The 25,653-nt window shown below is 74.1% G+C and carries 25 protein-coding genes and 1 riboswitch; of the genes, 23 read left to right on the top strand and 2 right to left on the bottom strand.

Annotated features, from left to right (window positions below):
* The first annotated feature begins 15 nt into the window (after positions 1-15).
* The 15 genes from AB0C17_RS09425 to AB0C17_RS09495 all read left to right on the top strand — a co-directional run bounded on the left by AB0C17_RS09425 (position 16) and on the right by AB0C17_RS09495 (position 16,965).
* The gene (locus tag AB0C17_RS09425) at positions 16-1,026 is read left to right on the top strand and encodes a quinone-dependent dihydroorotate dehydrogenase (protein ID WP_357477760.1); all 1,011 of its coding nucleotides are present in this window, start codon (positions 16-18) and stop codon (positions 1,024-1,026) included.
* A 141-nt stretch (positions 1,027-1,167) separates the two neighbouring features.
* A complete protein-coding gene (locus AB0C17_RS09430) occupies positions 1,168-2,442 on the top strand; it encodes an adenosylmethionine--8-amino-7-oxononanoate transaminase (protein WP_357477763.1) in 1,275 nt (424 codons plus the stop codon).
* Positions 2,443-2,528: 86 nt separating this feature from the next.
* Positions 2,529-3,368, top strand: a complete 840-nt coding sequence (gene pyrF / locus AB0C17_RS09435; RefSeq protein ID WP_357477766.1) for an orotidine-5'-phosphate decarboxylase — start codon at positions 2,529-2,531, stop codon at positions 3,366-3,368.
* 175 nt (positions 3,369-3,543) lie between these two features.
* Positions 3,544-3,861, top strand: coding sequence for an integration host factor, actinobacterial type (gene mihF / locus AB0C17_RS09440; RefSeq protein ID WP_013285515.1), 318 nt, complete (start codon positions 3,544-3,546; stop codon positions 3,859-3,861).
* 25 nt (positions 3,862-3,886) lie between these two features.
* The gene (locus AB0C17_RS09445) at positions 3,887-4,438 is read left to right on the top strand and encodes a guanylate kinase (RefSeq protein ID WP_357477769.1); all 552 of its coding nucleotides are present in this window, start codon (positions 3,887-3,889) and stop codon (positions 4,436-4,438) included.
* 3 nt (positions 4,439-4,441) lie between these two features.
* Positions 4,442-4,708, top strand: coding sequence for a DNA-directed RNA polymerase subunit omega (rpoZ, locus tag AB0C17_RS09450; RefSeq protein ID WP_013285517.1), 267 nt, complete (start codon positions 4,442-4,444; stop codon positions 4,706-4,708).
* 14 nt (positions 4,709-4,722) lie between these two features.
* Complete coding sequence (gene coaBC / locus AB0C17_RS09455; RefSeq protein WP_357477772.1) at positions 4,723-5,931, top strand: bifunctional phosphopantothenoylcysteine decarboxylase/phosphopantothenate--cysteine ligase CoaBC; 1,209 nt, start codon at positions 4,723-4,725, stop codon at positions 5,929-5,931.
* Between the two features lie 82 nt (positions 5,932-6,013).
* A complete protein-coding gene (gene metK, locus AB0C17_RS09460) occupies positions 6,014-7,219 on the top strand; it encodes a methionine adenosyltransferase (RefSeq protein WP_357477775.1) in 1,206 nt (401 codons plus the stop codon).
* Positions 7,220-7,278: 59 nt separating this feature from the next.
* A complete protein-coding gene (locus tag AB0C17_RS09465) occupies positions 7,279-9,237 on the top strand; it encodes a primosomal protein N' (protein WP_357477778.1) in 1,959 nt (652 codons plus the stop codon).
* Between the two features lie 229 nt (positions 9,238-9,466).
* A complete protein-coding gene (locus AB0C17_RS09470; protein ID WP_357477781.1) occupies positions 9,467-10,447 on the top strand; it encodes an AAA family ATPase in 981 nt (326 codons plus the stop codon).
* A 95-nt stretch (positions 10,448-10,542) separates the two neighbouring features.
* Positions 10,543-11,805 carry a cytochrome P450 gene (locus AB0C17_RS09475; protein WP_357477784.1) on the top strand — a complete coding sequence of 421 codons (1,263 nt, stop codon included), beginning with the start codon at positions 10,543-10,545 and terminating at the stop codon, positions 11,803-11,805.
* A 42-nt stretch (positions 11,806-11,847) separates the two neighbouring features.
* Positions 11,848-12,408, top strand: a complete 561-nt coding sequence (gene def, locus AB0C17_RS09480; RefSeq protein ID WP_043324943.1) for a peptide deformylase — start codon at positions 11,848-11,850, stop codon at positions 12,406-12,408.
* Positions 12,409-12,413: 5 nt separating this feature from the next.
* Complete coding sequence (fmt, locus tag AB0C17_RS09485) at positions 12,414-13,340, top strand: methionyl-tRNA formyltransferase (RefSeq protein WP_357386467.1); 927 nt, start codon at positions 12,414-12,416, stop codon at positions 13,338-13,340.
* A complete protein-coding gene (locus tag AB0C17_RS09490) occupies positions 13,337-14,989 on the top strand; it encodes a transcription antitermination factor NusB (protein WP_357477787.1) in 1,653 nt (550 codons plus the stop codon). Before fmt ends, AB0C17_RS09490 begins: the two co-directional genes overlap by 4 nt.
* 230 nt (positions 14,990-15,219) lie before the next feature.
* Complete coding sequence (locus tag AB0C17_RS09495) at positions 15,220-16,965, top strand: M28 family peptidase (protein WP_357386463.1); 1,746 nt, start codon at positions 15,220-15,222, stop codon at positions 16,963-16,965.
* 45 nt (positions 16,966-17,010) lie between these two features.
* On the opposite strand, the gene AB0C17_RS09500 is transcribed toward AB0C17_RS09495, so the two are convergent.
* Positions 17,011-17,901 carry a septum formation family protein gene (locus AB0C17_RS09500; protein WP_357386461.1) on the bottom strand — a complete coding sequence of 297 codons (891 nt, stop codon included), beginning with the start codon at positions 17,899-17,901 and terminating at the stop codon, positions 17,011-17,013.
* A 76-nt stretch (positions 17,902-17,977) separates the two neighbouring features.
* Entirely contained in the window at positions 17,978-18,865 is an 888-nt protein-coding gene (locus AB0C17_RS09505) for a septum formation family protein (RefSeq protein ID WP_357386459.1), read from the bottom strand.
* A 261-nt stretch (positions 18,866-19,126) separates the two neighbouring features.
* Here AB0C17_RS09505 and rpe point away from each other — a divergent pair, with 261 nt between their 5' ends.
* The 8 genes from rpe (at position 19,127) to AB0C17_RS09545 (ending at position 25,630) form a co-directional block, all read left to right on the top strand.
* Positions 19,127-19,807: a ribulose-phosphate 3-epimerase gene (gene rpe, locus AB0C17_RS09510; protein ID WP_357386457.1), complete on the top strand. Its 681-nt coding sequence runs from the start codon at positions 19,127-19,129 to the stop codon at positions 19,805-19,807.
* Between the two features lies 1 nt (position 19,808).
* A complete protein-coding gene (locus tag AB0C17_RS09515; protein WP_357386456.1) occupies positions 19,809-20,765 on the top strand; it encodes a response regulator in 957 nt (318 codons plus the stop codon).
* Positions 20,766-20,845: 80 nt separating this feature from the next.
* Positions 20,846-21,018: riboswitch (FMN riboswitch) on the top strand.
* 170 nt (positions 21,019-21,188) lie between these two features.
* Positions 21,189-22,250 (top strand): bifunctional diaminohydroxyphosphoribosylaminopyrimidine deaminase/5-amino-6-(5-phosphoribosylamino)uracil reductase RibD, encoded by a 1,062-nt coding sequence (gene ribD / locus AB0C17_RS09520; protein ID WP_357477791.1) that lies wholly within the window; start codon positions 21,189-21,191, stop codon positions 22,248-22,250.
* A 1-nt stretch (position 22,251) separates the two neighbouring features.
* Positions 22,252-22,863 carry a riboflavin synthase gene (locus AB0C17_RS09525; RefSeq protein ID WP_073827704.1) on the top strand — a complete coding sequence of 204 codons (612 nt, stop codon included), beginning with the start codon at positions 22,252-22,254 and terminating at the stop codon, positions 22,861-22,863.
* Complete coding sequence (pnuC, locus tag AB0C17_RS09530) at positions 22,863-23,558, top strand: nicotinamide riboside transporter PnuC (protein ID WP_357386584.1); 696 nt, start codon at positions 22,863-22,865, stop codon at positions 23,556-23,558. The genes AB0C17_RS09525 and pnuC overlap by 1 nt, the downstream gene beginning before the upstream one ends.
* Positions 23,555-24,820, top strand: coding sequence for a bifunctional 3,4-dihydroxy-2-butanone-4-phosphate synthase/GTP cyclohydrolase II (locus AB0C17_RS09535; protein ID WP_357386451.1), 1,266 nt, complete (start codon positions 23,555-23,557; stop codon positions 24,818-24,820). Before pnuC ends, AB0C17_RS09535 begins: the two co-directional genes overlap by 4 nt.
* Before the next feature lie 4 nt (positions 24,821-24,824).
* Positions 24,825-25,322, top strand: coding sequence for a 6,7-dimethyl-8-ribityllumazine synthase (gene ribH, locus AB0C17_RS09540; protein WP_091424378.1), 498 nt, complete (start codon positions 24,825-24,827; stop codon positions 25,320-25,322).
* 26 nt (positions 25,323-25,348) lie between these two features.
* Positions 25,349-25,630, top strand: a complete 282-nt coding sequence (locus AB0C17_RS09545) for a phosphoribosyl-ATP diphosphatase (protein ID WP_198039659.1) — start codon at positions 25,349-25,351, stop codon at positions 25,628-25,630.
* The last annotated feature ends 23 nt before the right edge of the window (positions 25,631-25,653 follow it).

Genomic DNA, 25,653 nt, shown 5'->3' on the forward strand with positions numbered 1-25,653 from the left:
GCGGGGGGCCGGGGCGTGATCTTCGAGAAGGTGGTGCGGCCCCGGCTGTTCTCGCTCGCGGGCGGGGACGCCGAAGGCGCGCACGAGTGGACGCTGGCGCGGCTGGCGGCGGTGTCGCGGCGGCCGGCCGTTCTCGCGGCGCTGCGCGCGGCGTACTTCCGGTCGGCGCCGCGCACCGTGTTCGGGGTGCGCTTCCCCAACCCGGTCGGGCTGGCCGCCGGCATGGACAAGAACGGACTCGCGTTGCCGGCGTGGCCGGCGCTCGGCTTCGGCTTCGTCGAGGTCGGCACCGTGACCGCGCACGCCCAGCCGGGCAACCCCCGGCCCCGGCTGTTCCGGCTGCGTGACAGCGAAGCCGTGATCAACCGGATGGGCTTCAACAACGCCGGCGCGGCGGCGCTCGCGGACCGGCTGGCCGCGTTGCCGCGCCCGCTCGGCGTGCCGCTGGGCATCTCGCTCGGCAAGTCCAAGGTGACCCCGCTGGACGAGGCGGTCGAGGACTACCTCGCGTCCTACCGGGCGCTCAAGGACCACGGCGACTACTTCGCCGTAAACGTGTCCTCACCGAACACTCCCGGCCTGCGGTCGCTTCAGGACCGATCACATCTGGACGCGTTGCTCGCCGCGCTGGTGGGGGAGAAGCCGGTGCTGGTGAAGATCGCCCCGGACCTCACCGAGCCGGCCGTGGCCGAACTGCTGGAGGTGTGCCTCGACCGGGGCGCGGCCGGGGTCATCGCCACGAACACCACGCTCGCCCGCGACGGGCTCGCCCCGGCCGACCGGGAGCGCGCCGCCGAGGCCGGCGGGCTGTCCGGCCGGCCGCTCACCGCCCGGGCCCGCGACATGGTCGCGTTCGTGCACCGGGAGACCGGCGGCCGGCTGCCGGTGATCGGTGTGGGCGGCATCCTCGACCCGGACGACGCCACCCGCATGTTCGACGCCGGCGCCGCCCTGCTCCAGCTCTACACCGGCTTCATCTACCGCGGCCCCGCCCTCACCCGAGCCATAACCCGAGCCACCCCCTGACCCCCGCCCCGCCCCCTGACCCTCGCGATCTTGCACTTCCGGCCCCGGCACACCGCCTCATTCCGGGCGCGGCCGGGGCAGCAACCGCAAGATCGCGGGGGAGGGAGAGGGCGGGGGCGGGAGGGGGAACGAGGAGGAGTCATGACGCCTGAGGAGATCCTGGAGGCGGACCGGCGGCACGTGTGGCACCCGTACGCCGCCATCCCTCCCGCCAGTTCGCCGTACGTGGTGGACAGCGCCGAAGGGGTGCGGCTGCGGCTCGCCGACGGGCGGGAGCTGGTCGACGGGATGTCGTCGTGGTGGGCGGCGATCCACGGCTACCGGCACCCGGTGCTGGATGCCGCGGTGACCGACCAGCTCGGGCGGATGAGCCACGTCATGTTCGGCGGGCTCACCCACGAGCCCGCCGTACGCCTGGCGCGCACGCTCGTCGAGCTGACCCCGGACGGCCTGGAACACGTCTTCCTGGCCGACTCCGGCTCGGTGAGCGTCGAGGTCGCGGTGAAGATGTGCCTGCAGTACCAGCGGGCGCTGGGCCGCCCGCGACGCCGCCGGCTGGGCACCTGGCGCGGCGGCTACCACGGTGACACGTTCCACCCGATGAGCGTGTGCGACCCGGAGGGCGGTATGCACCACCTCTGGGGCGACGTGCTGCCCCGGCAGGTGTTCGCGCCGGTGCCCCCGCCCGGCTTCGACGCGCCACCGGATCCGGCGTACGAGGCGGCGCTGGTGGAGGCGGTCGAGCGGCACGCCGACGAGCTGGCCGCGGTGATCGTCGAGCCGGTGGTCCAGGGCGCCGGGGGCATGCGGTTCCACCATCCGCACTACCTGCGCGTGCTGCGCGAGGTGACCCGCGGGCACGGCATCCTGCTGGTCTTCGACGAGATCGCCACCGGCTTCGGCCGGACCGGCCGGATGTTCGCCGCCGAGCACGCCGGAGTCGCCCCGGACGTGCTCTGTGTCGGCAAGGCGCTCACCGGCGGGTACCTGACGCTGGCCGCGGCGCTGTGCACGCCGGAGGTGGCGCGGGCGATCTCCGCCGACGGGGTGCTGGCGCACGGGCCGACGTTCATGGGCAATCCGCTCGCCTGCGCGGTCGCGAACGCCTCCCTGGACCTGCTGCGGGGCGGGGACTGGGCGGGACGGGTGGCGGGCGTCGAAGCCGGCCTGCGGGCCGGCCTGGAACCGTTGCGGGACGCGCCCGGCGTGGCCGACGTACGCGTGCTCGGCGCGATCGGCGTGGTGCAGCTCGACCACGAGGTGGACCTGCCCCGGGCGACCGCCGCGGCGGCCGCCGAGGGGGTGTGGCTGCGCCCGTTCCGGGATCTCGTCTACACGATGCCGCCGTACGTCTGCGACGACGCGGACGTGGCGCGGATCGCGGCCGGAGTGGCCGCCGCGGTCAAGGCCGGCTGAGTCCGGCCGATTTCGACAGGGCGCGACGGGAGGCCGTCGCCGGACACGCCAGGCGGCCCGGGGCCGTCGGGAGAGGGAGAGACACGATGGAGACGTTCGGCGCCCGCCTGCACCGGGCCGTGGCGGAACGAGGGCCGCTCTGCGTGGGGATCGACCCGCACCCGGGGTTGCTGACCGCCTGGGGCCTGTCCGACGACGTGACGGGCCTGGAGCGGTTCTGCCGCACCGTGGTGGAGGCGATCGGTGACCGGGTCGCCGTGATGAAGCCGCAGTCGGCGTTCTTCGAGCGTTTCGGCGCGCGTGGCGTCGGTGTGCTTGAGTCAACTATCCGACAGTTGCGAGATTTGGGAACGTTAACTCTGCTTGACGTCAAGCGCGGCGACATCGGCTCGACAGTCGCCGCGTACGCCTCGGCGTACCTAGATCCATCCAGCCCTCTGTATGTCGACGCGGTCACCGCTAGCCCCTACCTGGGAGTAGGTTCGCTCGCCCCGATGTTCTCCACCGCCACCGCGCACGGTGGTGGGGTCTTCGTGCTGGCGCTCACCTCCAACCCGGAGGGGGCCTCCGTGCAGCGCGCCGTGGGTGCCGACGGGCGCACCGTGGCGCAGACCGTGATCGACGAGATTTCCCAGCTCAACCGGGGTGCGGAGCCGCTCGGCAGCTTCGGTCTGGTGGTCGGCGCGACGGTCGGTGAGACAGGTCACGATCTGGAATCGTTCAACGGTCCGCTGCTCGCCCCGGGGATGGGCGCGCAGGGCGGGACGCCGGCCGGGCTGCGTACCGTGTTCGGCGCCGCGCTGCCGTCGGTGCTTCCCTCGTACTCCCGGGAGGTGCTCGGCGCGGGCCCCGACCCGGAGCGCCTGCGGGCCGCGACGGAGCGGGTGCTTGCCGACTGCCGGGCCGCCCTGGGCGTCGCCGACTGACTGACGGCTCGGTCACTTTGTGTTGATCATCGCGCGTCCACGTTGCCGAAATCTCCGTTGACCGCTAGTTTTCCCCGCGCTGGGAACCACGGACCCCTTTGGTTTCCAGCGACACCACGTTTCACAGATGCGGTGGGGCGCTCAGCCCGCCGTACTAGGGACCTGAGGAGAACTGGTGCCGCTCCCGTCACTGACCCCCGAGCAGCGCGCTGCCGCGCTGGAGAAGGCCGCGGAGATCCGCAAGGCCCGCGCTGAGCTGAAGGAGCAGCTCAAGCAGGGCAAGACCACCCTCGCCACCGTCCTCGAGCGGGCCGAGTCCGACGACGTCGTGGGCAAGCTGAAGGTTTCGGCCGTGCTCCAGGCGATGCCGGGCATCGGCAAGATCCGGGCCACCCAGATCATGGAGAAGCTCAAGATCGCGGACAGCCGTCGCCTGCGCGGCCTCGGCGAGCAGCAGCGCAAGGCTCTGCTCGGAGAGTTCGCCGCGAACTGAACGGCCCGCCGTGTAGAAACAAGCGGTGAGCACGGATGACGAGGCGCGCTCGGTGGCTCGGCTCACTGTCCTGACCGGTCCCTCCGGGTCCGGCCGGAGCAGTGTCGTCGAGGCCGTCCGGGCGCGCCTTGCGTCTGTCTGGGTCCCGGTGGTCGCCACCACCCGGCCACCGCGCCCGGACGAGCGCGACGGCGTGGACCGCGTCTTCCTCGACGCGCCCGGCTTCGACCGCCTGATCGCCGCCGGGGAGCTGCTGGAGTGGTGCCGGATCGGGCCGTACCGCCGGGGGGTGCCCCGGGCCCAGGTGCGCGCGCGGCTGGCCGAGGGGCGGCCCGTGCTGCTGCCGCTCGACCCGGCCGGCGCACTGACGGTACGGGCGGCGGCGCCCGGCGCCCGGCTGGTGCTGCTCGCGCCGCCGGCGTACCGGGCCGACCCGGACGTCGCGGCCCTCCTCGCCCACGAGGTCTCACACGACCACACCGAGCGCGCCGCGGCGGAGCTGGTAGGATTACTCGGTTCGTCCTTCCTGGCTCCGGCCCGACCGCCCGCGGGCGGCGCACGAGACGCAGAGGTTTAATTCGTGGGATCCATCGCCACCAACCCCGAGGGCATCACCAACCCGCCGATCGACGAGCTGCTCGAGAAGACCACCTCGAAGTACGCGCTCGTCATCTTCGCCGCCAAGCGTGCCCGTCAGGTGAACGCCTACTACAGCCAGCTCGGTGAGGGCCTGCTGGAGTACGTCGGCCCGCTGGTGGAGACCACCCCGCAGGAGAAGCCGCTCTCCATCGCCATGCGCGAGATCAACGCGGGCCTGCTCACCGCCGAGCCGACCGACCAGCCGTAACCGCGCCCGCGCCGATGCCCGCCGAGATCGTCCTCGGGGTCGGCGGCGGCATCGCCGCCTACAAGGCGTGTGAGCTGCTCCGGCTCTTCACCGAGTCGGGTCACCGGGTCCGGGTGGTGCCGACCGCCTCGGCGCTCCGCTTCGTCGGGGCGCCGACCTGGGCGGCCCTGTCCGGCCGGCCGGTCGCCGACGACGTCTGGTCCGACGTGCACGAGGTGCCGCACGTGCGGCTCGGGCAGCACGCCGACCTGGTCGTGGTCGCCCCGGCCACCGCCGACCTGATCGCCAAGGCCGCTCACGGCCTCGCCGACGACCTGCTCACCAACACGCTGCTGACCGCGCGCTGCCCGGTGCTGCTGGCCCCGGCCATGCACACCGAGATGTGGGAGCACCCGGCCACCGTGGCGAACGTGGCCACGCTGCGCTCGCGCGGCGTCCGCGTGATCGAGCCCGCGGTGGGCCGGCTCACCGGGCGGGACACCGGCAAGGGCCGGCTGCCCGACCCGGCGGAGATCTTCGCGGTGGCCCGCCGGGCGCTGGCCCGCGGCGTGGAGGCCGAGGCCGACCTGGCCGGCCGGCACGTGGTGGTCACCGCCGGGGGCACCCGCGAGCCGCTGGACCCGGTCCGGTTCCTGGGCAACCGGTCGTCCGGCAAGCAGGGGTACGCGTTCGCCCGCGCGGCCGTGGCCCGGGGCGCCCGGGTCACGCTCGTCGCGGCCAACGTGGCGCTGCCCGACCCGGCCGGGGCGGACGTGGTGCGGGTGGGCACCACCGAGGAGCTGCGCGCCGCCACGATCGCGGCGGCCGCCGACGCGGACGCCGTGGTGATGGCCGCCGCCCCGGCGGACTTCCGGCCCGCCACCTATGCCAGCGGGAAGATCAAGAAGTCAGACGACGGCGTCGCGCCGACCATCGAGCTGGTCACCAATCCCGACATCGCCGCCGAGCTGGGGCGCGTCCGCCGGCCCGGGCAGGTGCTTGTGATCTTCGCCGCCGAGACCGACGACGCGGAGGCCAACGGCCGGGCCAAGCTGGCCCGCAAGAGGGCCGACCTGATCGTCGTCAACGAGGTCGGCGTGGACAAGGTCTTCGGCGCCGACACCAACGCGGTTACCGTGATCGGCGCCGACGGCGCCGTGCACCGGCTGGCCGAGCAGCCCAAGGAGGCCGTCGCCGACGCGGTCTGGGACCTCGTCCGCCAGCGACTGCCGTTGCCTTCCTGACGGTTGGTCAGCACGTTTTAAGAGGGTCACGGCGTAACGAGGACGGTTAAACTGCCGCCGAGCGACCTTTAGAAGTCTTCACATGCTTAGGAGTGCCGTGACACGTCTCTTCACGTCCGAATCGGTCACGGAGGGCCACCCGGACAAGATCGCCGACCAGATCAGTGACGGCATTCTCGACGCCCTGCTCGCCCAGGACCCGCACAGCCGGGTCGCGGTGGAGACGTTGATCACCACGGGCCAGGTGCACGTGGCGGGCGAGGTGACCACGAAGGCGTACGCCGACATCCCGACCATCGTCCGCGAGACCATCCTCGGCATCGGCTACGACTCGTCGAAGAAGGGCTTCGACGGCGCGTCCTGCGGCGTCAGCGTGTCCATCGGCGCCCAGTCGCCGGACATCGCCCAGGGCGTCGACAACGCCTTCGAGCTGCGTACCGGCGGGTCGGAGAGCGCGCTGGACGCGCAGGGCGCCGGCGACCAGGGCATGATGTTCGGCTTCGCCTGCTCGGAGACGCCCGAGCTGATGCCGCTGCCGATCGCGCTGGCGCACCGGCTGTCCCGCCGGCTCGCCGCGGTGCGCAAGGACGGTACGGTTCCCTACCTGCGGCCGGACGGCAAGACCCAGGTGACGATCGAGTACGACGGGCTGCGCCCGGTCCGGCTCGACACCGTGGTCGTGTCCAGCCAGCACGCGGCGGACATCTCGCTGGAGTCGCTGCTCACCCCGGACATCCGGGACCACGTCATCGCCCCCGAGCTGGAGGGCCTCGGCCTGGACACCGAGGGCTACCGGCTGCTGGTGAACCCGACCGGGCGGTTCGAGATCGGCGGCCCGATGGGCGACGCCGGCCTGACCGGCCGGAAGATCATCGTGGACACGTACGGCGGATACGCCCGGCACGGCGGCGGCGCGTTCTCCGGCAAGGACCCGTCGAAGGTCGACCGGTCGGCCGCGTACGCGATGCGCTGGGTGGCCAAGAACGTGGTCGCCGCCGGGCTGGCCGAGCGGTGCGAGGCGCAGGTCGCGTACGCGATCGGCAAGGCGCACCCGGTGAGCCTGTTCATCGAGACGTTCGGCACCGAGACCGTGCCGGTCGCCTCGATCGAGAAGGCCGTGGCCGAGGTGTTCGACCTGCGTCCGGCCGCCATCATCCGGGACCTGCACCTGCTGCGCCCGATCTACCAGCAGACCGCCGCGTACGGCCACTTCGGCCGGGAGCTGCCGGAGCTGACCTGGGAGGGCACCGACCGGGCCGCCGACCTCAAGTCGGCCGCGGGAGCCTGACCGCCACCACGCGCCGCGACCGGCGACCCGCACCGGGGTCGCCGGTCGCGCGCGTCTGCGTGGACGTCCCGCTGCCGCACCTCGACCGCCCGTTCGACTACCTGGTGCCCGAGGCGCTCGACGCCGACGCCCGGGCCGGGGTGCGGGTGAAGGTGCGGTTCGCCGGGCAACTCGTCGACGGCTGGCTGCTGGAGCGCGCCGAGTCGTCCGAGCACCCGAAGCTCGCGTACCTGGAAAAGGTCGTCTCCCCGGTGCCGGTGCTCTCCCCGGAGGTGGCCCGGCTGGCCCGCGCGGTCGCCGACAGGTACGCGGGCAGCCTGGCCGACGTGCTCCGGCTCGCGGTGCCGCCCCGGCACGCCCGCGCCGAGAAGGCAGTCACGGACGCCGCCGCGCCGTCCACCGACGGGCCCGCACCCGACGGCGGTCAAGCGCCCGCCGAGAGCACCGCGTCCGCCCGGGCGGAGGTGGACCCGCGCGGCTGGCGGGACTACCCGGCCGGGACGGCGCTGCTGCGCGCGCTCACCGACGGCCGGCCCGCCCGCGCGGTCTGGTCCGCGTTGCCGGGGGAGGACTGGGCCGACCGGTACGCCGACGCGGTCGCCGCCACTGTGGCCGGCGGCCGGGGCGCGGTGGTCGTGGTGGCCGACGCCCGCGACCTGGACCGCCTCGACGCCGCCCTGACCGCCGTGCTCGGCGCGGGACGGCACGTACGCCTCACCGCCGCCGACGGCCCGGCCCGCCGCTACCGGGCCTTCCTCGCCGCCCGCGCGGGCGAGGCCGACGTGGTGATCGGCACCCGGGCGGCGATGTTCGCCCCGGTGCGGCGGCTCGGCCTGGTGGCGATCTGGGACGACGGCGACGACCTGCACGCCGAGCCCCGCGCGCCCTACCCGCACGCCCGGGACGTGCTGCTCACCCGGGCGCGGCTCGGTGAGGCCGCCGCGCTGGTCGGCGGTTACGCGCGTACCGCGGAGGCGCAGTTGCTGGTGGAGACCGGCTGGGCGCGCGAGGTGACGGCCGACCGGGCGGTGGTGCGCGCGCGTACCCCGGCCATGGCGCCCACCGGCGACGACCCGCAACTGGCCCGCGATCCCGGCGCGGCCTCGGCGCGGCTGCCGAGCCTGGCCTGGAGCACCGCCCGGGACGCGCTGCGCGCGGACCTGCCGGTGCTGGTGCAGGTGCCTCGCCGGGGCTACGTGCCGTCGGTGGCCTGCGCCGACTGCCGCGCCCCGGCCCGCTGCCCGCACTGCGCCGGGCCGCTCGCCCTGCCCTCGGCGCGGGGCACACCCGCCTGCCGCTGGTGCGGCCGGGTGGCCGCCGCGTACGCCTGCCCGGAGTGCGGCGGGCGGCGGCTGCGCGCCTCGGTGACCGGCGCCCGGCGGACCGCCGAGGAGCTGGGCCGGGCGTTCCCCGGCGTGCCGGTGCGCACCTCGGGGCGCGAGGAGGTGCTGGCGAGCGTGCCGGGCGGTGCCGGGCTGGTCATCGCCACCCCGGGCGCCGAGCCGGTCGCCGAGGGCGGCTACGGCGCGGTGCTGCTGCTCGACTCGTGGGCGCTGCTGACCCGGGCCGACCTGCGGGCCGGCGAGGAGGCGTTGCGGCGGTGGATGGCCGCCGCCGCGCTGGCCCGGCCCGGTACGGCGGGCGGCCGGGTGGTGGTGGTCGCCGACGGCGCGCTGGCCCCGGTGCAGGCGCTGCTGCGCTGGGACTCCGCGTGGTTCGCCGCCCGGGAACTGGCCGAGCGGCGGGAGCTGGGCTTCCCGCCCGCCGTGCGGATGGCGAGCGTCACCGGCGCGGCCGGGGCGGTGGCCGACCTGCTCGCCGGCGCCCGGCTGCCGGGCGACGCCGAGGTGCTCGGCCCGGTGCCGGCCGACGAGGGCCGGGAGCGGATGCTGGTACGGGTGCCCCGGTCCCGGGCAGTCGCGCTGGCCGAGGCGCTGCACGCCGCCGCCGGGCAGCGCAGCGCCCGCAAGGCGCCTGACCCGGTGCGGCTCCAGGTCGATCCGCTCACCCTGTTCTGACAGACGGACGCGAGCGGCGTGACGGTGCGCACGCGCGCCCTCGCGCACGGTCGTGAGCTGGGGTTTGCCGCACACCTGGTCCGGCAATCGAGTAGCGGGCGGTGATAGCATCGCCCGTCATGCCCAGCCGCGCGGTTTCCCCGCGCGGGACGCGGCGCGGCGGGTGCCAGAGCACGTCGGGCCGACACTCGATGTCGTCAGTCAGCCGGTGAGCAGGGGTGGACCAGTCGTGACCGTTCGTCAGTCGATCGTCTTCAACGGTGACCTCGGCAGTGGCAAGAGCACCGTCTCGGTCGAGATCGCCAAGCGGCTCGGGCTGCGCCGCGTCAGCGTCGGCGACCTCTACCGCCAGATGGCCCAGGAGCGGCAGATGACCGCCCTCCAGCTCAACCTGCACGCCGAGCTGGACCAGGCTGTCGACGGCTACGTCGACCAGCTCCAGCGCGACATCGCCGCCTCGGGCGAGTCCCTGGTCATGGACTCCCGCCTGGCCTGGCACTTCTTCACCGACGCGCTCAAGGTGCACATGATCACCGAGCCGAGCGAGGCGGCCCGGCGGGTGCTGGCCCGCCCGTCCGGCCCGGCCGAGAGCTACACCTCGCTGGAGGAGGCGCGGACCAAGCTGCGCGAGCGCAGCGAGAGCGAGCGCGGCCGGTTCATCGTCCGGTACGGCGTCGACAAGGCCCGCCTGCGCAACTACGACCTGGTCTGCGACACCACCCGGGCCAACCCGGAGCAGGTCATCTCGCACGTCATCGACGTCTACGAGGGCCGCCTCGGCGCGGACGTGCTGCGTGCCGGCCGGCCGCTGCTGCTGCTCGACCCGAACCGGGTGTACCCCACCGAGGACGTGTCGACGCTGCGCGGCCTCTGGGACGCCGACGCCGCCGCCGAGGCGGCCGACAGCGGCGACGAGCCGGAGCCGCTGAGCATCGGCTACACCGGCGAGTACTTCTTCGTCGTCGACGGGCACCGGCGGCTCAGCGCGGCCGTGCGCGCCGGCCTGCCGATGGTCGCGGCCCGGCTGGTCGCCGAGGTGGACGAGCCGGTGGTCGGCGGGATCAGCGCCGTCGACTACTTCACCGCGCAGGCCCGGCCGGGGCTGATCCACGACTGGGAGGACGCCCACGGCATCACCCTGCCGCTGCCGGAGCACGCGCTGCTCGGCGGCGGCCCGGTGCTCGCCGGGGAGCCGGGCGCCGGCGCCTGACCGCGCGGGGACACCGCCACCTCGCCGGCACGGGTTCACCCGGCCCGGCGGGCCGGAGCATGATGAAGGCCTCCGATGCCTGGGGAGGCGGAATCGTGGATCCCACCGACGCGCTCGCGCTGCTGATGTCCCCCGAGGGTCGCATCGACCCCTATCCGACGTACGAGCGGCTGCGCGCGCACGGCCCGGTGGTCCAGGCCGGGCCGGTCTTCTACGTGGTCACCGGCTACGCCGAGGCCGACGCGATCCTGCGCGACCCCCGGTTCGGGGTGATGGACGACGCGCTGCGCGACCAGTTCATGCCGGGCTGGCGGGAGAGTCCAGCGGTGATGTCGATCTCCCGGTCGATGCTGCGCACCAACCCGCCCGACCACAGCCGGATGCGGCGGCTGGCCGCGGGCGCGTTCACCCCGCGCCGGATCGCCGCCATGCGCGACGTGGTGCGGGCACAGGCCGACGAACTGGTCGACGCGATGCTCGCCGCCGACGAGCCGGTCGACTTCATGACCGCGTTCGCGTACCCGCTGCCGGTCGGGGTGATCTGCGCGCTGCTCGGCGTGCCGGCGGCGGACCGGCCGCTGTTCCGGCGCTGGGCCACCGACCTGACCGGCGTGCTCGAGCCGGAGATCACCGCCGACGAGCTGGCGGTGGCCGACCGGGGCGCGGCGGAGCTGCGCGCCTACTTCACCGAGCTGGTGGCGGCCCGCCGCCGCGCGCCGGCCGACGACCTCACCACCGCGCTGGTCCAGGCACACGACGGCGGTGACCGGCTCTCCGGCGACGAGCTGCTGGCCAACCTGATCGTGCTGCTGGTGGCGGGCTTCGAGACCACCACCAACCTGCTCGGCAACGGCCTGGTGGCGCTGCTGGAGCATCCGCGCGCCGCGGCGGCCCTGCGCGAGCGGTCCGACCTCGCGCCCGCCTACGTCGACGAGCTGCTGCGCTACGACTCGCCGGTGCAGCTCACCTCGCGGATGAGCACCGCGCCGTCCCGGTACGGCGACGTCGACCTGCCGCCGGAGAGCTGGGTCATCGTGCTGCTCGGCGCGGCCAACCGCGATCCCCGCCGCTATCCCGATCCGGCCCGCTTCGACCCGTGGCGGGCGCAGAGCGCGCCGCTGTCCTTCGGCGCCGGGCCGCACTACTGCCTCGGCGCGGCGCTGGCCCGGCTGGAGGCGCAGGTGGCGTTCCCGCTGCTGCTGCGCCGGCTGCCGGAGCTGGCCCTCGCGGGCCGGCCCGAACGGCGGGTCCGGCTCACCCTGCGTGGCCACGCCACGATGCCGGTGCGCGTGGGCCGGGAGGCGTCCCCGGTCACCGTTGCCGGTACGCCACCCGGGGCGGCCGGGCCGACTCCGTAGACTGGACGCGCATCGTTCGACCCAGACAAGGAGCCACGCCGAGTGACCGTCCAGCCCATCCGTCTGTTCGGCGATCCGGTGCTGCGCACGCCGGCCGACCCGGTCGTCGACTTCGACGCCGAGCTGCGCAAGCTGATCGCCGACCTGACCGACACGATGCGCGAGCAGAGCGGTGCCGGCCTGGCCGCGCCGCAGCTCGGGGTGGGCCTGCGGGTGTTCACCTTCGACGTCGACGACGTCCTCGGCCACCTGGTCAACCCGGTGCTGGAGTTCCCCGACGAAGAGGAGCAGGACGGCCCGGAGGGCTGCCTGTCCATCCCCGGGCTCTACTTCGACACCAAGCGCCGGCAGAACGTGATCGCCAAGGGCTTCAACGGCTACGGCGATCCGTTGCAGATCGTCGGCACCGGCCTGATGGCCCGCTGCGTGCAGCACGAGACCGACCACCTCGACGGCGTCCTCTTCGTCGACCGGCTCGACCCGGCCGGCCGCAAGGAGGCCATGAAGGCGATCCGCCAGGCCGAGTGGTACGACCAGGCCGCCCCGCCGACGGTCAAGCTCAGCCCGCACGCCGCCGGCAACCCGTTCGGCCTGGGGCGGTGACCCGGATGCGCCTTGTCTTCGCCGGCACGCCGGCTGTCGCCGTACCGGCCCTGGACGCGATCGCCGCCTCCGGGCACGAGCTGCTCGCCGTGGTCACCCGCCCCGACGCCCCGGCCGGTCGTGGCCGTGGGCTGGTCCGCTCGCCCGTGGGCGCGTGGGCCGACGCGCACGGCGTCGAGGTGCTCACCCCGGCCCGTCCGCGCGAGCCGGAGTTCCTCGACCGGCTGCGCGAGCTGGCGCCGGACTGCGTACCGGTGGTCGCCTACGGCGCGCTGGTGCCGCCGGTGGCGCTGGAGATCCCCCGGCACGGCTGGATCAACCTGCACTTCTCGCTGCTGCCCGCCTGGCGCGGCGCCGCGCCCGTGCAGCACGCCGTGCTGCACGGTGACGAGCTGACCGGGGCCAGCGTCTTCGAGCTGGAGGAGGGGCTGGACACCGGCCCGGTCTACGGCACCGTCACCGACGAGATCCGCCCCGCCGACACCTCCGGCGACCTGCTGGAACGGCTCGCGCACTCCGGTGCCGGGCTGCTGGTCGCCGTGCTGGACGCGATCGGCGCCGGCACCGCCCGGGCCGTGCCGCAGCCCGCCGACGGCGTCTCGCTCGCCCCGAAGCTGACGGTGGAGGACGCCCGGGTCCGCTGGGGCGACCCCGCGTTCGCTGTCGACCGGCGCATCCGCGCCTGCACGCCCGCGCCCGGCCCGTGGACCACGTTCCGCGACGACCGGGTCAAGCTCGGCCCGGTCACCCCGCTGCCCGAGGGCCCGGAGCTGAAGCCGGGGGAGTTGCACGTGGAGAAGTCCGGCGTGCTCGTCGGCACCGCCACCACGCCGGTGCGCCTCGGCGAGGTGCGCGCCGCCGGCAAGAAGGCGATGCCCGCCGGCGACTGGGCGCGGGGCGCCCGGGTCACCGCGGGCGAGGTGTTCGCGTGACGGGGCCGTCGCGTCCGGACCGGCCCGCCGGGGACGAGCGCTCCCGGGGGTACGCCGACCGGCCCGGCTCCGAGCGGCCCGGCTCCGAGCGACCTGGCGGCGACCGGTTCGGCGACCGTGAGCGCGGCGCCCGGCAGCCTTCCGACCGGCCCGCCGCGGACCGGCGTGCCGGCGACCGGTTCGGCGGTGACCGTGAGCGCGGTGACCGGCGGGGCGGGGACCGGCCCGGCGTCGACCGGCGCGGCGGCGACCGGTTCGGTGGGGACCGGCGGGGCGGGCGCCCGGTCCGTCCGGCCGTCGACCTGCCCCGGCAGATCGCCTACGAGGCGATCGCCGCGGTGCACCGCGACGACGCGTACGCCAACCTGGTGCTCCCGGCGATGCTGCGCGAGGCCGGCCTGTCCGGCCGGGACGCCGCGTTCGCCACCGAGCTGACCTACGGCACGCTGCGGCACACCGGCACCCTCGACGCGATCGTCACCGACGCGGCCGGGCGGGACGTGCAGCGCATCGACCCGCCGGTGCGCGACGCGCTGCGGCTCGGGGCGTACCAGATCCTGCACACCCGGGTGCCCCCGCACGCGGCGGTGTCGTCGACTGTGGACCTGGTCCGGTCCGTCGGGCCGGGTGCCACCGGGTTCGCCAACGCGGTGCTCCGCGAGATCACCACCCGGGACGCCGACGCCTGGGTGGCCAAGCTCGCCCCGGCGCCGGAGACCGACCCGATCGGGCACCTCGCGCTGGCGTACAGCCATCCGCAGTGGATCGTGCGGTCGTTCGCCGAGGCGCTCGGCGGCGACATGGGTGAGACGACCCGGCTGCTCATCGAGGACAACGAGCGCCCGCCGGTGCACCTGTGCGCCCGGCCGGGCCTGGCCGATCCGGTGGCGCTCGCCGACGAGGTGGGCGGCGCCCCCGGCGCGTTCTCGCCGTACGCGGTCTATCTGCCCGGCGGCGCGCCGGGTGACCTGGCGGCGGTGGCCGACGGCCGCGCGCACGTCCAGGACGAGGGTTCCCAGTTGGTGGCGGACGCGCTGGCGGCGGCCCCGCTGGACGGTCCGGACGGCCGCTGGCTGGACCTGTGTGCCGGTCCGGGCGGCAAGTCGGGCCTGCTCGGCGCGCTCGCCGCGATCCGTGGCGCGCGGCTCACCGCGGTCGAGGTGGCCGAGCACCGGGCCCGACTGGTGGAGCAGGCGACCCGTGGGCTGCCGGTGACGGTGCTGCACACCGACGGACGCACGGTGGGCGGCGACCCGAAGCTGCCGGAGGCCCACTTCGACAGGGTGCTCGTGGACGCGCCGTGCACCGGGCTGGGCGCGCTGCGCCGCCGCCCGGAGTCGCGGTGGCGCCGCCAGCCGTCGGACCTGCCGCCGCTGACCCGGTTGCAGCGCGAACTGCTCACCGCCGCGCTGCGGGCGGTCCGGCCGGGCGGCGTGGTGGCGTACGTGACGTGTTCGCCGCACGTGGTGGAGACGCACGTGACGGTGACCGAGGCGGCCCGGCGGTGCGGTTTCGCCGTCGACTTCGTCGACGCGCGTCCGCTGCTGCCGGCCGGCATGCCGGGCCTGGGTGACGGCCCCACGGTGCAGCTGTGGCCGCACCGCCACGGCACCGACGCCATGTTCCTGGCGGTCCTGCGCCGGGCCTGACCCACACCTCTCGCAGTCGATCAAGGAGTTCGTGTTCCCGGGCCGTGCCCGGACACGAACTCCTTGATCACCATGCGGAGAAATGGGGAGGGATGGAGCGTGTGCGGCATCCCGGTGGGCAGAGGGGGTCGGTGGGATGTGACAGCCCGTTGACTGCGTGATCGATGCATGTAACTGTTTCGACCACCGGTCCCGGCACCCCGCCCGCCGAACCCCCACGAGGAGTCTCCATGAGACGCAGAACGCCGACCACGAGCCTCGCGCTCGCCCTCGTCGCCACCCTGACGACGGCGAGCCTGGCCGGCACCGCCTCCGCCGCGCCCGCCCCGGCCGCCCCCGCCCCGGCCGTCGCCGCGCTCGCCGCGCCGGACGTCTCGCTGAGCAACGTCCAGGCCCACCTCACCCAGTTCAACTCCATCGCCACCAGCAACGGCGGCAACCGGCGGGCCGGCTCGGCCGGCTACACGGCGTCGGTCAACTACGTCAAGAGCAAGCTCCAGGCCGCCGGCTACACGGTCACCGAGCAGAACTGCTCCACCTGCACCTACCCGGGCAACAACCTGATCGCCGAGTGGCCGCAGGGCCCGTCCGACCAGGTCGTCATGTTCGGCGCCCACCTGGACGGCGTCGCCGCCGGCCCCGGCATCAACGACAACGGCTCCGGCTCGGCCACGCTGCTGGAGAACGCCCTGGTGCTCGCCGCGCAGAACCCGACCATGACCAAGCGGGTCCGGTTCGCCTGGTGGAACGGCGAGGAGCAGGGCCTGCAGGGCTCCAAGCACTACGTCAACCAGCTCAGCTCCACCCAGCGCGGCTACATCAAGGGCTACTACAACTTCGACATGGTGGGCTCGCCGAACGGCGGCTACTTCATCAACCGGATCACCTCGGCCACCGCCGCCCCGCTGAAGGCGTACTGGGACTCGTTCGGCATCTCGCCGGAGGAGAACACCGAGGGGCAGGGCCGCTCGGACGACTACTCGTTCGCCAACGCCGGCATCCAGACCTCCGGCTACGCGGCCGGCGCCAGCTACACCAAGACCTCGGCGCAGGCCAGCAAGTGGGGCGGCACCGCGGGCGCGGCGTACGACGGGTGCTACCACCGCTCCTGCGACAACACCAGCAACATCAACACGACCATCCTCAACCGGGCCGCGGACGGCGTGGCGTACACGATCTGGGCGCTCGCGGTCGGCGGCGGCACGCCGACGAACGACTTCTCCGTCTCGGTGAGCCCCACCTCCGGCAGCGTCGCCCGGGGCGGCTCCACCACCGCCACTGTCAGCACCGCCACCACCGCCGGCAGCGCGCAGACCGTGGCGCTGTCCGCCAGCGGCGCCCCGAGCGGCGTCTCGGTGAGCTTCAGCCCGTCCTCGGTCACCTCGGGCGGCTCGGCCACCATGACCGTCACCGCCTCGTCGTCGGCCACCACCGGCACGTTCACCCTCACCGTGACCGGCACCGGCTCGGCCACCCGCACCGCCAGCTACACGATCACCGTGACCGGCGGCAGCGGCGGCTGCACCGGGGGCCAGCTCATCGGCAACAGCAGCTTCGAGTCCGGCACCGCGCCGTGGACGGCCAGCTCCGGCGTGATCACCAACAGCTCCAGCCAGGCGGCCCGCACCGGGTCGTACAAGGCGTGGATGAACGGGTACGGCTCCTCGCGTACCGAGTCGCTGTCCCAGTCGGTCACGCTGCCGGCCGGGTGCAGCAGCTACACGTTCTCGTTCTGGCTGCACATCGACACGGCCGAGACAACCACCTCGACCGCGTACGACAAGCTGACCGTGCAGGTCGGTTCGACCACGCTGGCCACGTACTCGAACCTGAACAAGGCCACCGGCTACACCCAGCGCACCTTCAACCTGGCCGCGTACGCCGGTCAGACGGTCACGCTGAAGTGGACCGGGGTCGAGGACGCCTCGTTGCAGACCAGCTTCGTCGTTGACGACGTGACGCTGCAGGTCGGCTGAGCGGTACCGGGCGGGGTGGGCGAGCGTGCCCGCCCCGCCCGGGCCTCAGTTGATCGGCAGCGCCTTGGCGCCAGCGCCCTTGACCGAGCGGGTCAGCGCCCGCCCGGAGACCCACAGGAAGCACTGCACCCCCCGGTCGCCGTCGCGCCACTGCTCCTCGTACGGGTGGTAGATGATGGTGCCGGCCCGGTACTGCATGTTGCCGTCGTTCGGCAGCCCGGCGTACTTGGCGATCAGGCCGCGGCAGGCCTTGTGCGTCCGCAGCGACGTGCGGTCGAACTCCGCGTAGCTGATGTCCGGCGCCTGGTAGACGCCGACGAACTCGGCGTGGTGCTTGCTCGTGCAGGCCACCGGCCGCATCGACTGCACCTCGTTCTTGCTCAGCTTCGGGTTGAAACAGCCGAGCGCGAGCTTGGAGCCGGGCTTCAGCGCGCCCCGCAGGCTGCCGGTGCGCTGCGACACGGCGCCCTCGTCCAGATCGGTGATCTCCGCGACGTCGCAGCGGTACCAGCGGGCGCCGCCGGACCACGCGAGCGCCGAGGGGAGGACCACGGCCAGGCGCAGCCGCCCGCCGCGCCAGTCCCCGCCGACGGCCCGGGTGACCTGGCGGGCGCAGTCGGCGTGCGCGGCACGCATTCCCGCCGAACCGGTACGCGGGGGCGCGGAACGCTCCGCCTCCGCGCCGGTCATCGTGCCGACGTGCAGCGTCTCGGTGCGGTGCGGGGTGGCGCAGTCGACCGGCTGGTAGCCGCTGAGGTAGCCGACGTCGGCGACCGTGGGATGGCAGGCCCCGGACTTCGGCACGAAACCGACCGGCGCGGCGAACGCGGGCCAGTCGTCGACCAGGTCGCGGTCCACCCCGGCCGGCGCCGCGCAGCCGCCGAGCGCCAGCGTCAGCGCCGCGCCCACGGTGACCGCCACCCACCATCGCCGCATCCCGACCGACCTCCCCGCGCGTCCGGCGCCGTCCGGTCACCCGGTACGCCTCGGCGGTGCAGCATACGGCAGCCGTTCAGGTGACAGGGAGTCCCTCGGGTCCGGCGCCGCGCACCGAGCGGTTCAGCTTGCGGTCGTCGCTCCACAGGAAACAGCGCACGCCCCGGTCGCCCTCCTCCCACTCCCGCTGCGACGGCGGGTAGAAGATGGACCCGGCCCGGTAGGGCAGTTCGGCGTTGTCCGGCACCTCGGCGAACGCGGCGATGAGCGTCATGCAGCGCCGGTGCGTGGCGGGCGCGCCCCGGGTGAACTCCGCCCAGCTCATGTCGCGTTCCTCGTACACGCCGACGAACTCCGCCCGGTGCGGTTCGGTGCACAGCACCGGGGCCATGTAGTTGAGGTTCTGGCCGATCAGTTTCGGGTCGAAACACCTGTGCAGCAGCGGGTTGTCGCCGACGAGCGCGCCGCGCAGGCTGCCGACCCGGTTGACCGGGCGGGTGTTGTCGATGCTGTCGGTCTCGGCCAGGTCGCAGCGGAACCAGCGGGCGCCGGACGTCCAGGCGGTGACTGTCGGCAGCGCGATGTTCAGGGTCAGCCGGGCGGCCCGCCAGTCCCCGCCGATCATCTCCCGGGCCCGCTGGTCGCACTCGGCGCGCGCGGTGCGCAGCGCCGGGGAGCCGGGTTCCGGGCGTACGCCCCGCGCCGCCGCGCCGGAGAAGCGGCCGACGTGCACGGTCTCGGCCAGGTGGCTGCCCGCGCAGTTCACCGTCTCGTACGTGGCGGCGGCGACCACTGTGCTCAGCCGCGGCAGGCACGCCTCGGTCGCCGGGACGAACAGTTGCGGCGCCGGCAGCGCCGCCCAGTCGTCGATCAGGTCGCCGTCGGCCCGGTGTGTCTGAGCGCAGCCCGCGAGCACCGCGGTCGCGGCGCCGGCCAGCGCGAGCACGAGGAGCCACCGTCGCATCGTCCGCCCCTTCCGGGAGAGATGGCAGCCGGTCGACACAGGCCCGACCGGCGTCCCCCGCGCCCGGGCGTGCAGCATACGTGACCGTCCCTGTAGGAGTTTCGTCATCTTTCAATCGATCGGCCAGTCACGGGCGACTATTCGTGCCGACTTTCTCTCCGGACGGCCGGATTGTGCACCGCGGGTGACGGCGGGGTGACCGATGGTCGTTCCGGGAGGCGTGCCGCGACCTCCGGATCATCGCGTTCGTACACTGGCCCGGTGACCGTACCGCCGCCGATCGTCGCGCCCAGCATCCTGGCCGCCGATTTCGCCCGCCTCGCCGACGAGGTCCGTGCCGTGGAGTCCGCCGCCGACTGGCTGCACGTGGACGTCATGGACAACCACTTCGTGCCGAACCTGACCATCGGGCTGCCCGTGGTGCAGAGCCTGCGCGCCGTCACCGGGATCCCGTTCGACGTGCACCTGATGATCACCGACCCGCGCCGCTGGGCGCCCGGGTACGCCGACGCCGGGGCGTACAACGTCACGTTCCACGCCGAGGCGTGCGACGACCCGGTGGCGCTGGCCAAGGACCTGCGTTCGGCCGGGGCGAAGGCGGGGCTGGCGATCGACCGGGACACCCCGATCGAGCCGTACCTGGAGCTGCTGCCGAGCTTCGACACGCTACTGATCATGACGATCAAGGCCGGCTTCGGCGGCCAGCGTTTCCTGCCGCACCTGCTGGACAAGGTGCGCGCGGCCCGCCGGCACGTCGACAGCGGGCACCTGGAGCTGCGCATCGAGGTCGACGGGGGCATCGCCGCGGACACCATCGAGCAGGCCGCCGAGGCCGGCGCCGACGCGTTCGTCGCGGGCACCGCCGTCTACGGCGCCGACGACCCCGCGGAGGCCGTACGCCGCCTGCGGGGCCTGGCGGAACGTGCGATGACCGGGGCCTGAGATGGACCCGGCCGGCGAGCGACCCGACGTGATCCTCGTCGTCGACGACGACGAGGACATCGCCCGCTTCGTCGAGTTCAATCTGCGCCTGCACGGCTTCGAGGTGCTGCACGCCGCCGACGGCCAGGAGGCGCTGGAGATCATCGAGCGGCAGCGGCCCGACCTCGCAGTGGTCGACCTGATGATGCCGCGCGTCGACGGGCTGGAGCTGACCCGGCGGCTGCGCGCCGACCCGATGACCTCGGCCCTGCCGGTGATCATGCTCACCGCCAAGGGGATGACCCAGGACAAGGTCAACGGGCTCAGCGTCGGCGCCGACGACTACCTGGTCAAGCCGTTCGACACGCTGGAGCTGGTGGCCCGGGTCAACTCCACGCTGCGGCGCAACAAGGAGTTCCGGGAGGTCTCGCCGCTGACCGGCCTGCCCGGCAACAGCCGGATCCGGCGGGAGATCAGCGACCGGGTACGCAACGGCGCCGACTACGCCGTCGGCTACATCGACATCGACCGGTTCAAGAGCGTCAACGACCGGTACGGCTTCGTGCGCGGCGACGAGTTCATCTCGGCCCTGGCCCGCAGCCTGCACCGGGCGGTGGTGTCGATCGGGGTGCCGCCGGCGTTCCTCGGTCACGTCGGCGGCGACGACTTCGTCATCGTCTGCACCCCCAGCCAGGTCCGGCCGCTGACCAGCCGGGCCGTCGTCGACTTCGAGAAGGCCGCGGACGCGCTCTACGACCCCACCGACCGGGAACGCGGCTTCGTGGAGCTGAAGGACCGGCGGGGCAACATCCGCCGCGCCGCGCTCGTCACGCTCTCCATCGGCGTGTCGCTCTCCGATTCCGGCAAGCGGTTCACCGACCCGCTGGAGGCGATCGCGGTGGCTTCGGAGATGAAGACGGTGGCCAAGAGCCAGCCCGGCTCGTACGTGGCGGTGGACCGCCGCCGCGGCGTTACGTGATCGTGCGGTCCTGCTGTGAGGTAGCTCGCCTCTGTGGCGCGCGCCGCGGTGGAACGTGTAAGACTTCCCGTATACCCACCACGCGCTGGCGGGGCTCGGTGAAATTCCGAACCGGCGGTGATCCACGGTCCGACCGTGGTAAGCCCGCGACCCGGACGGCTTCGGCCGGACGGTGGACCTGGTGAGAATCCGGGGCCGACGGTTGGGGTGCGGCTCGTCCGCCCCCAGACAGTCCGGATGGGAGACAGCGCGCGGAACGGGGGAGGCCCCTGCCGGCCGCTGAGCACCCTCAGCCGCCGCCCGGGCTCCCCGGGGTCGGCGTAGCCGTCCCCGGGTCTCTCCGCCGCCGCGTGTCCGCGGCTCTCGTGGCCGTCGTCTCCCGACCCGCCCGCGCGTGACCGGCGAGCGGGAGGACAGGCGGCCATGGCGAGCGTCTCCGTCGACGAGGCGATGCGTCGTGCCATCGACCTGGCCGCGCGCGGTCTCGGCACCACGAGCCCCAACCCGGTGGTCGGCTGCGTGCTGCTCGACGCCGACGGCGAGGTCGTCGGCGAGGGCTTCCACGCGTACGCCGGCGGCCCGCACGCGGAGATCGTCGCGCTGGCCCAGGCCGGCACCCGGGCCCGTGGCGGCACCGCCGTGGTCACGCTGGAGCCCTGCGACCACACCGGCCGCACCGGCCCGTGCAGCCACGCGCTCATCGCCGCCGGGGTGTCCCGCGTGGTGATCGCGGTGCCCGACCCCAACCCGGTCGCCTCCGGCGGGGCGGCCACGCTGCGCGCCGCCGGGGTCCAGGTCGCGCTGGGGGTACGCGCGCAGGAGGCCGAGGCCGGCAACGTCGCGTGGCTCACCTCGATGCGCCGCGGCTGGCCGTACCTGATCTGGAAGTACGCGGCCACGCTCGACGGGCGCTCCGCCGCCGCCGACGGGACCAGCATGTGGATCACCTCCGAGGCGGCCCGGATCGACGTGCACGCGCTGCGCGGCACCGTCGACGCGGTGCTCGCCGGGGTGGGCACCGTGCTCGCCGACGACCCGCGCCTGACCGCCCGCAACCTGCGTGACGGCACCATGGCCATCCGGCAGCCGCTGCGGGTGGTGGTGGACAGCTCGGGGCGTACCCCGGCCGACGCCCGCGTGCGCGACGGCGCCGCCCGCACCTGGGTGGCCACCGCCGCGGAGGTCGGCGCCGGGCCGGACGGCCGGGTCGACCTGGCGGCGCTGCTCGCGGAGCTGCACCACCGGGGCGTGCGGGCCGCGCTGCTGGAGGGCGGTCCCACGCTGGCCGGCGCGTTCCTCGCCGCCGGCCTGGTCGACAAGATCGTCGGGTACGTCGCGCCGAAGCTGCTCGGCGCCGGTCCCACCGCGCTGCTCGACGCCGGCGTGACGACAATCGCCGACGCCATCGACCTGGAGATCACCGACGTTACGCGGGTCGGTCCCGACCTGCGGATCACCGCGCTGCCCCGGAAGAGGGAGGCCTGACATGTTCACCGGCATCGTCGAGGAGCTGGGCGAGATCGTCCGGAGCACCGAGACCGGCGACGACTCCGCGCTGGTCGCGATCCGCGGCCCGCTCGTCACCTCGGACGCCCGGCACGGCGACTCCATCGCCGTGAACGGCGTCTGCCTCACCGTGGTCGACGTCGACGGCGGCGTGTTCACCGCCGACGTGATGGGCGAGACGCTGCGCCGCACCGCGCTCGGGGCACTGCGCCCCGGCGACCCGGTCAACCTGGAACGCGCCGCCGCGCTTAACAGCCGGCTCGGCGGGCACCTGGTGCAGGGCCACGTCGACGGCGTCGGCGAGGTCGTCGCCCGGGAGCCGGCCGCGCAGTGGGAGACGGTGCGGTTCCGGCTGCCCGCCGGGCTGGCCCGGTACGTGGTGGAGAAGGGCTCGATCACCGTCGACGGCGTGTCGCTGACCGTGGCGGAGGCCGGCGACGACTGGTTCTCCGTCGGGCTGATCCCCACCACGCTCAAGCTCACAGTGCTCGGCACGAAGCAGGTCGGCGACCCGGTCAACCTGGAGGTGGACGTGCTGGCCAAGTACGTCGAGCGGCTGCTCGGCGACCGCGGCGCGGGGAGCGTGCGGTGATGGGCCCGCTCGGCTGGCTGCTCGACGCCCAGGTGCACGTGGCCGGTTCGCCGGTGCTGGTCCGGGAGATCGTCGGCAACGGCTTCGGGCTCGCCTCGGCGCTGCTCGGGCTGCGCCGGGTGGTCTGGGCCTGGCCGGTCGGCATGATCGGCAACGCGCTGCTGCTCACCGTGTTCCTCGGCGGCGTCTTCGTCACCCCGCAGGCGCACGACCTCTACGGCCAGGCCGGCCGGCAGGTCTTCTTCTTCGCCGTCAGCGTGTACGGCTGGTGGCGCTGGTCGCGCAACCGCCGAGCCGGCGGCGGGCACGAGCCGGCCGTGGTGCCGCGCTGGGCCACCTGGCCGGAACGGCTCGGCCTGCTCGTGGCCGCCGCCGTCGGCACCGCCGCCGCGTACCCGGTGCTGGCCGCGCTGGGCTCGTGGGGCCCGCTGCCGGACGCCTGGATCCTGGTCGGCAGCCTGCTCGCCACCTACGGCATGGCCCGCGGCTGGGTCGAGTTCTGGCTGATCTGGATCGCCGTCGACGCGGTCGGCGTGCCGCTGCTGCTGCGCGGCGGCTTCTACCCGTCAGCCGCCATGTACCTGGTCTACGGCGCGTTCTGCGCCGCCGGCCTGTACAGCTGGTGGCGCACCTCCCGGGCCGTCGCGACCGCGCCCGCCCCGATCCCGGCGACGTACTCGGAGGCCGTGGCATGACCACTTTCGGTTCGATCGAGCAGGCGGTGGCGGACATCGCCGCCGGGCGTCCGGTGGTCGTGGTCGACGACGAGGACCGCGAGAACGAGGGCGACCTGATCTTCGCGGCCGAGCTGGCCACGCCGGAGCTGGTCGCGTTCATGGTCCGCTACACCTCCGGCTACATCTGCGTGCCGCTGACCGAGGACGAGTGCGACCGGCTGGACCTGCCGCCGATGCACCACACCAACCAGGACCGGCGCGGCACCGCGTACACGGTGACTGTGGACGCCCGGGAGGGCGTCAGCACCGGCATCTCCGCCGCCGACCGGTCGCACACCATCCGGCTGCTCGCCGACGCCGCCACCGGCCCGGCCGACCTGGCCCGGCCCGGTCACGTGGTGCCGCTGCGCGCCCGCGCTGGCGGGGTGCTGCGCCGCCCCGGGCACACCGAGGCGGCGGTGGACCTGACCCGGCTCGCCGGGCTGCGTCCGGCCGGGGTGCTCTGCGAGCTGGTCAACGACGACGGCACCATGATGCGCCTGCCGGACCTGGAGAAGTTCTGCGCCGAGCACGGCCTGACGCTGGTCACCATCGCGGACCTGATCGCCTACCGGCGGCGTACCGAGAAGCAGGTCGAGCTGGCCGCCGACGCGCGCATGCCCACCCCGTACGGCGTGTTCCGGGCGCTCGGCTACCGCGCCGAGCACGACCCGGCCGAGCACGTCGCGCTGGTCATGGGCGATCTCGGCGACGGGCGGGACGTGCTGGTGCGGGTGCACTCCGAGTGCCTCACCGGCGACGTGTTCGGCTCGCTGCGCTGCGACTGCGGGCCGCAGTTGCAGGCCGCGCTGGCCCGGGTCGCGCAGGAGGGCCGCGGCGTGGTCCTCTACGTGCGCGGCCACGAAGGGCGCGGCATCGGCCTGCTGCACAAGCTCCAGGCGTACCAGCTCCAGGACCAGGGCCGCGACACCGTGGACGCGAACCTCGACCTGGGCCTGCCGGCCGACGCCCGGGACTACGGCACCGGCGCGCAGATCCTCTACGACCTGGGCGTCCGGTCGATGCGGCTGCTCACGAACAACCCGGCCAAGCGGGCCGGGCTGGAGGGGTACGGCCTCACCGTGACCGGCCGGGAGGGGCTGCCCGTGCGGTCCAACCCGGAGAACGTGCGCTACCTGCGCACCAAGCGGGACCGGATGGGTCACCTGCTGGACGGACTGGACGAGGTGACCGAGGCGCCGATGGGCCGCCCGGTCGCCGGTGACGAGATCGGAGCGTAGGGCGATGGCGGGTTTCGGTGAGCCGGGCGTGACCGCGGTGGACGCCGCCGGGATGACCGTCGGCGTGGTGGCCGCCCGGTGGCACGGCGACCTGACCGACCACATGACCGAGCGGGCCGTGGCCGCGGCGCAGGCGTGCGGCGCGCGGGCCGTGGTGGCCCGGGTGGCCGGTTCGGTGGAGCTGCCGGTGGTGGCCCAGGCGATGGCGCGCCGCTTCGACGTGGTCGTCGCGCTCGGCGTGGTGGTACGCGGCGCGACGGCGCACTTCGACTACGTCTGCCAGTCGGTCACCGAGGGGCTGACCCGGGTGGCGCTGGACGAGGGCAAGCCGGTGGCGCACGGGGTGCTCACCGTGGACACCATCGAGCAGGCCCGGGACCGGGCCGGGCTGCCCGGCTCGGCCGAGGACAAGGGCTGGTCGGCGACCGTCGCCGCGCTGGACGCCGCCCTGGCGGTCCGCGCGCTGGACGCGCAGTCCGCCCACCGGGTCGGCTTCGCCTGACCCACCCGGCCCGTCACCCGGGGCGGCTGGAAGAATCGCCTTCCGTGAAGACGTTCGAGGAGTTGTTCGCCGAGCTGCAGGCCAAGGCCGCCGCCGGCACCCCGGGCTCGGGCACCGTGGAGGCGCTCGCCAAGGGCGTGCACTTCATCGGCAAGAAGGTCGTCGAGGAGGCGGCCGAGTCGTGGATGGCCGCCGAGCACGAGGGCCCGGAGCGGGCCGCCGAGGAGATCTCCCAGCTCCTCTACCAGGCGCAGGTGCTGATGCTCGCCACGGGTCTGGAACTGAAGGACGTCTACCGACATCTCTGAGTGCCCGTCCGCTGATCACCCGA

This window comes from Micromonospora sp. NPDC048887 (assembly GCF_040649715.1).
Taxonomy (GTDB): domain Bacteria; phylum Actinomycetota; class Actinomycetes; order Mycobacteriales; family Micromonosporaceae; genus Micromonospora.

Excerpts from the sequence above, each read along its gene's own strand:
- AB0C17_RS09430 (WP_357477763.1), top strand. The coding sequence starts at position 1,168 with ATGACGCCTGAGGAGATCCTGGAGGCGGACCGGCGGCACGTGTGGCAC.
- pyrF (WP_357477766.1), top strand. The coding sequence starts at position 2,529 with ATGGAGACGTTCGGCGCCCGCCTGCACCGGGCCGTGGCGGAACGAGGG.
- coaBC (WP_357477772.1), top strand. The coding sequence starts at position 4,723 with ATGCCCGCCGAGATCGTCCTCGGGGTCGGCGGCGGCATCGCCGCCTAC.
- metK (WP_357477775.1), top strand. The coding sequence starts at position 6,014 with ATGCTTAGGAGTGCCGTGACACGTCTCTTCACGTCCGAATCGGTCACG.
- fmt (WP_357386467.1), top strand. The coding sequence starts at position 12,414 with ATGCGCCTTGTCTTCGCCGGCACGCCGGCTGTCGCCGTACCGGCCCTG.
- AB0C17_RS09495 (WP_357386463.1), top strand. The coding sequence starts at position 15,220 with ATGAGACGCAGAACGCCGACCACGAGCCTCGCGCTCGCCCTCGTCGCC.
- AB0C17_RS09500 (WP_357386461.1), bottom strand. The coding sequence starts at position 17,901 with ATGCGGCGATGGTGGGTGGCGGTCACCGTGGGCGCGGCGCTGACGCTG.
- AB0C17_RS09505 (WP_357386459.1), bottom strand. The coding sequence starts at position 18,865 with ATGCGACGGTGGCTCCTCGTGCTCGCGCTGGCCGGCGCCGCGACCGCG.
- AB0C17_RS09515 (WP_357386456.1), top strand. The coding sequence starts at position 19,809 with ATGGACCCGGCCGGCGAGCGACCCGACGTGATCCTCGTCGTCGACGAC.
- ribD (WP_357477791.1), top strand. The coding sequence starts at position 21,189 with ATGGCGAGCGTCTCCGTCGACGAGGCGATGCGTCGTGCCATCGACCTG.
- AB0C17_RS09525 (WP_073827704.1), top strand. The coding sequence starts at position 22,252 with ATGTTCACCGGCATCGTCGAGGAGCTGGGCGAGATCGTCCGGAGCACC.
- pnuC (WP_357386584.1), top strand. The coding sequence starts at position 22,863 with ATGGGCCCGCTCGGCTGGCTGCTCGACGCCCAGGTGCACGTGGCCGGT.
- AB0C17_RS09535 (WP_357386451.1), top strand. The coding sequence starts at position 23,555 with ATGACCACTTTCGGTTCGATCGAGCAGGCGGTGGCGGACATCGCCGCC.
- ribH (WP_091424378.1), top strand. The coding sequence starts at position 24,825 with ATGGCGGGTTTCGGTGAGCCGGGCGTGACCGCGGTGGACGCCGCCGGG.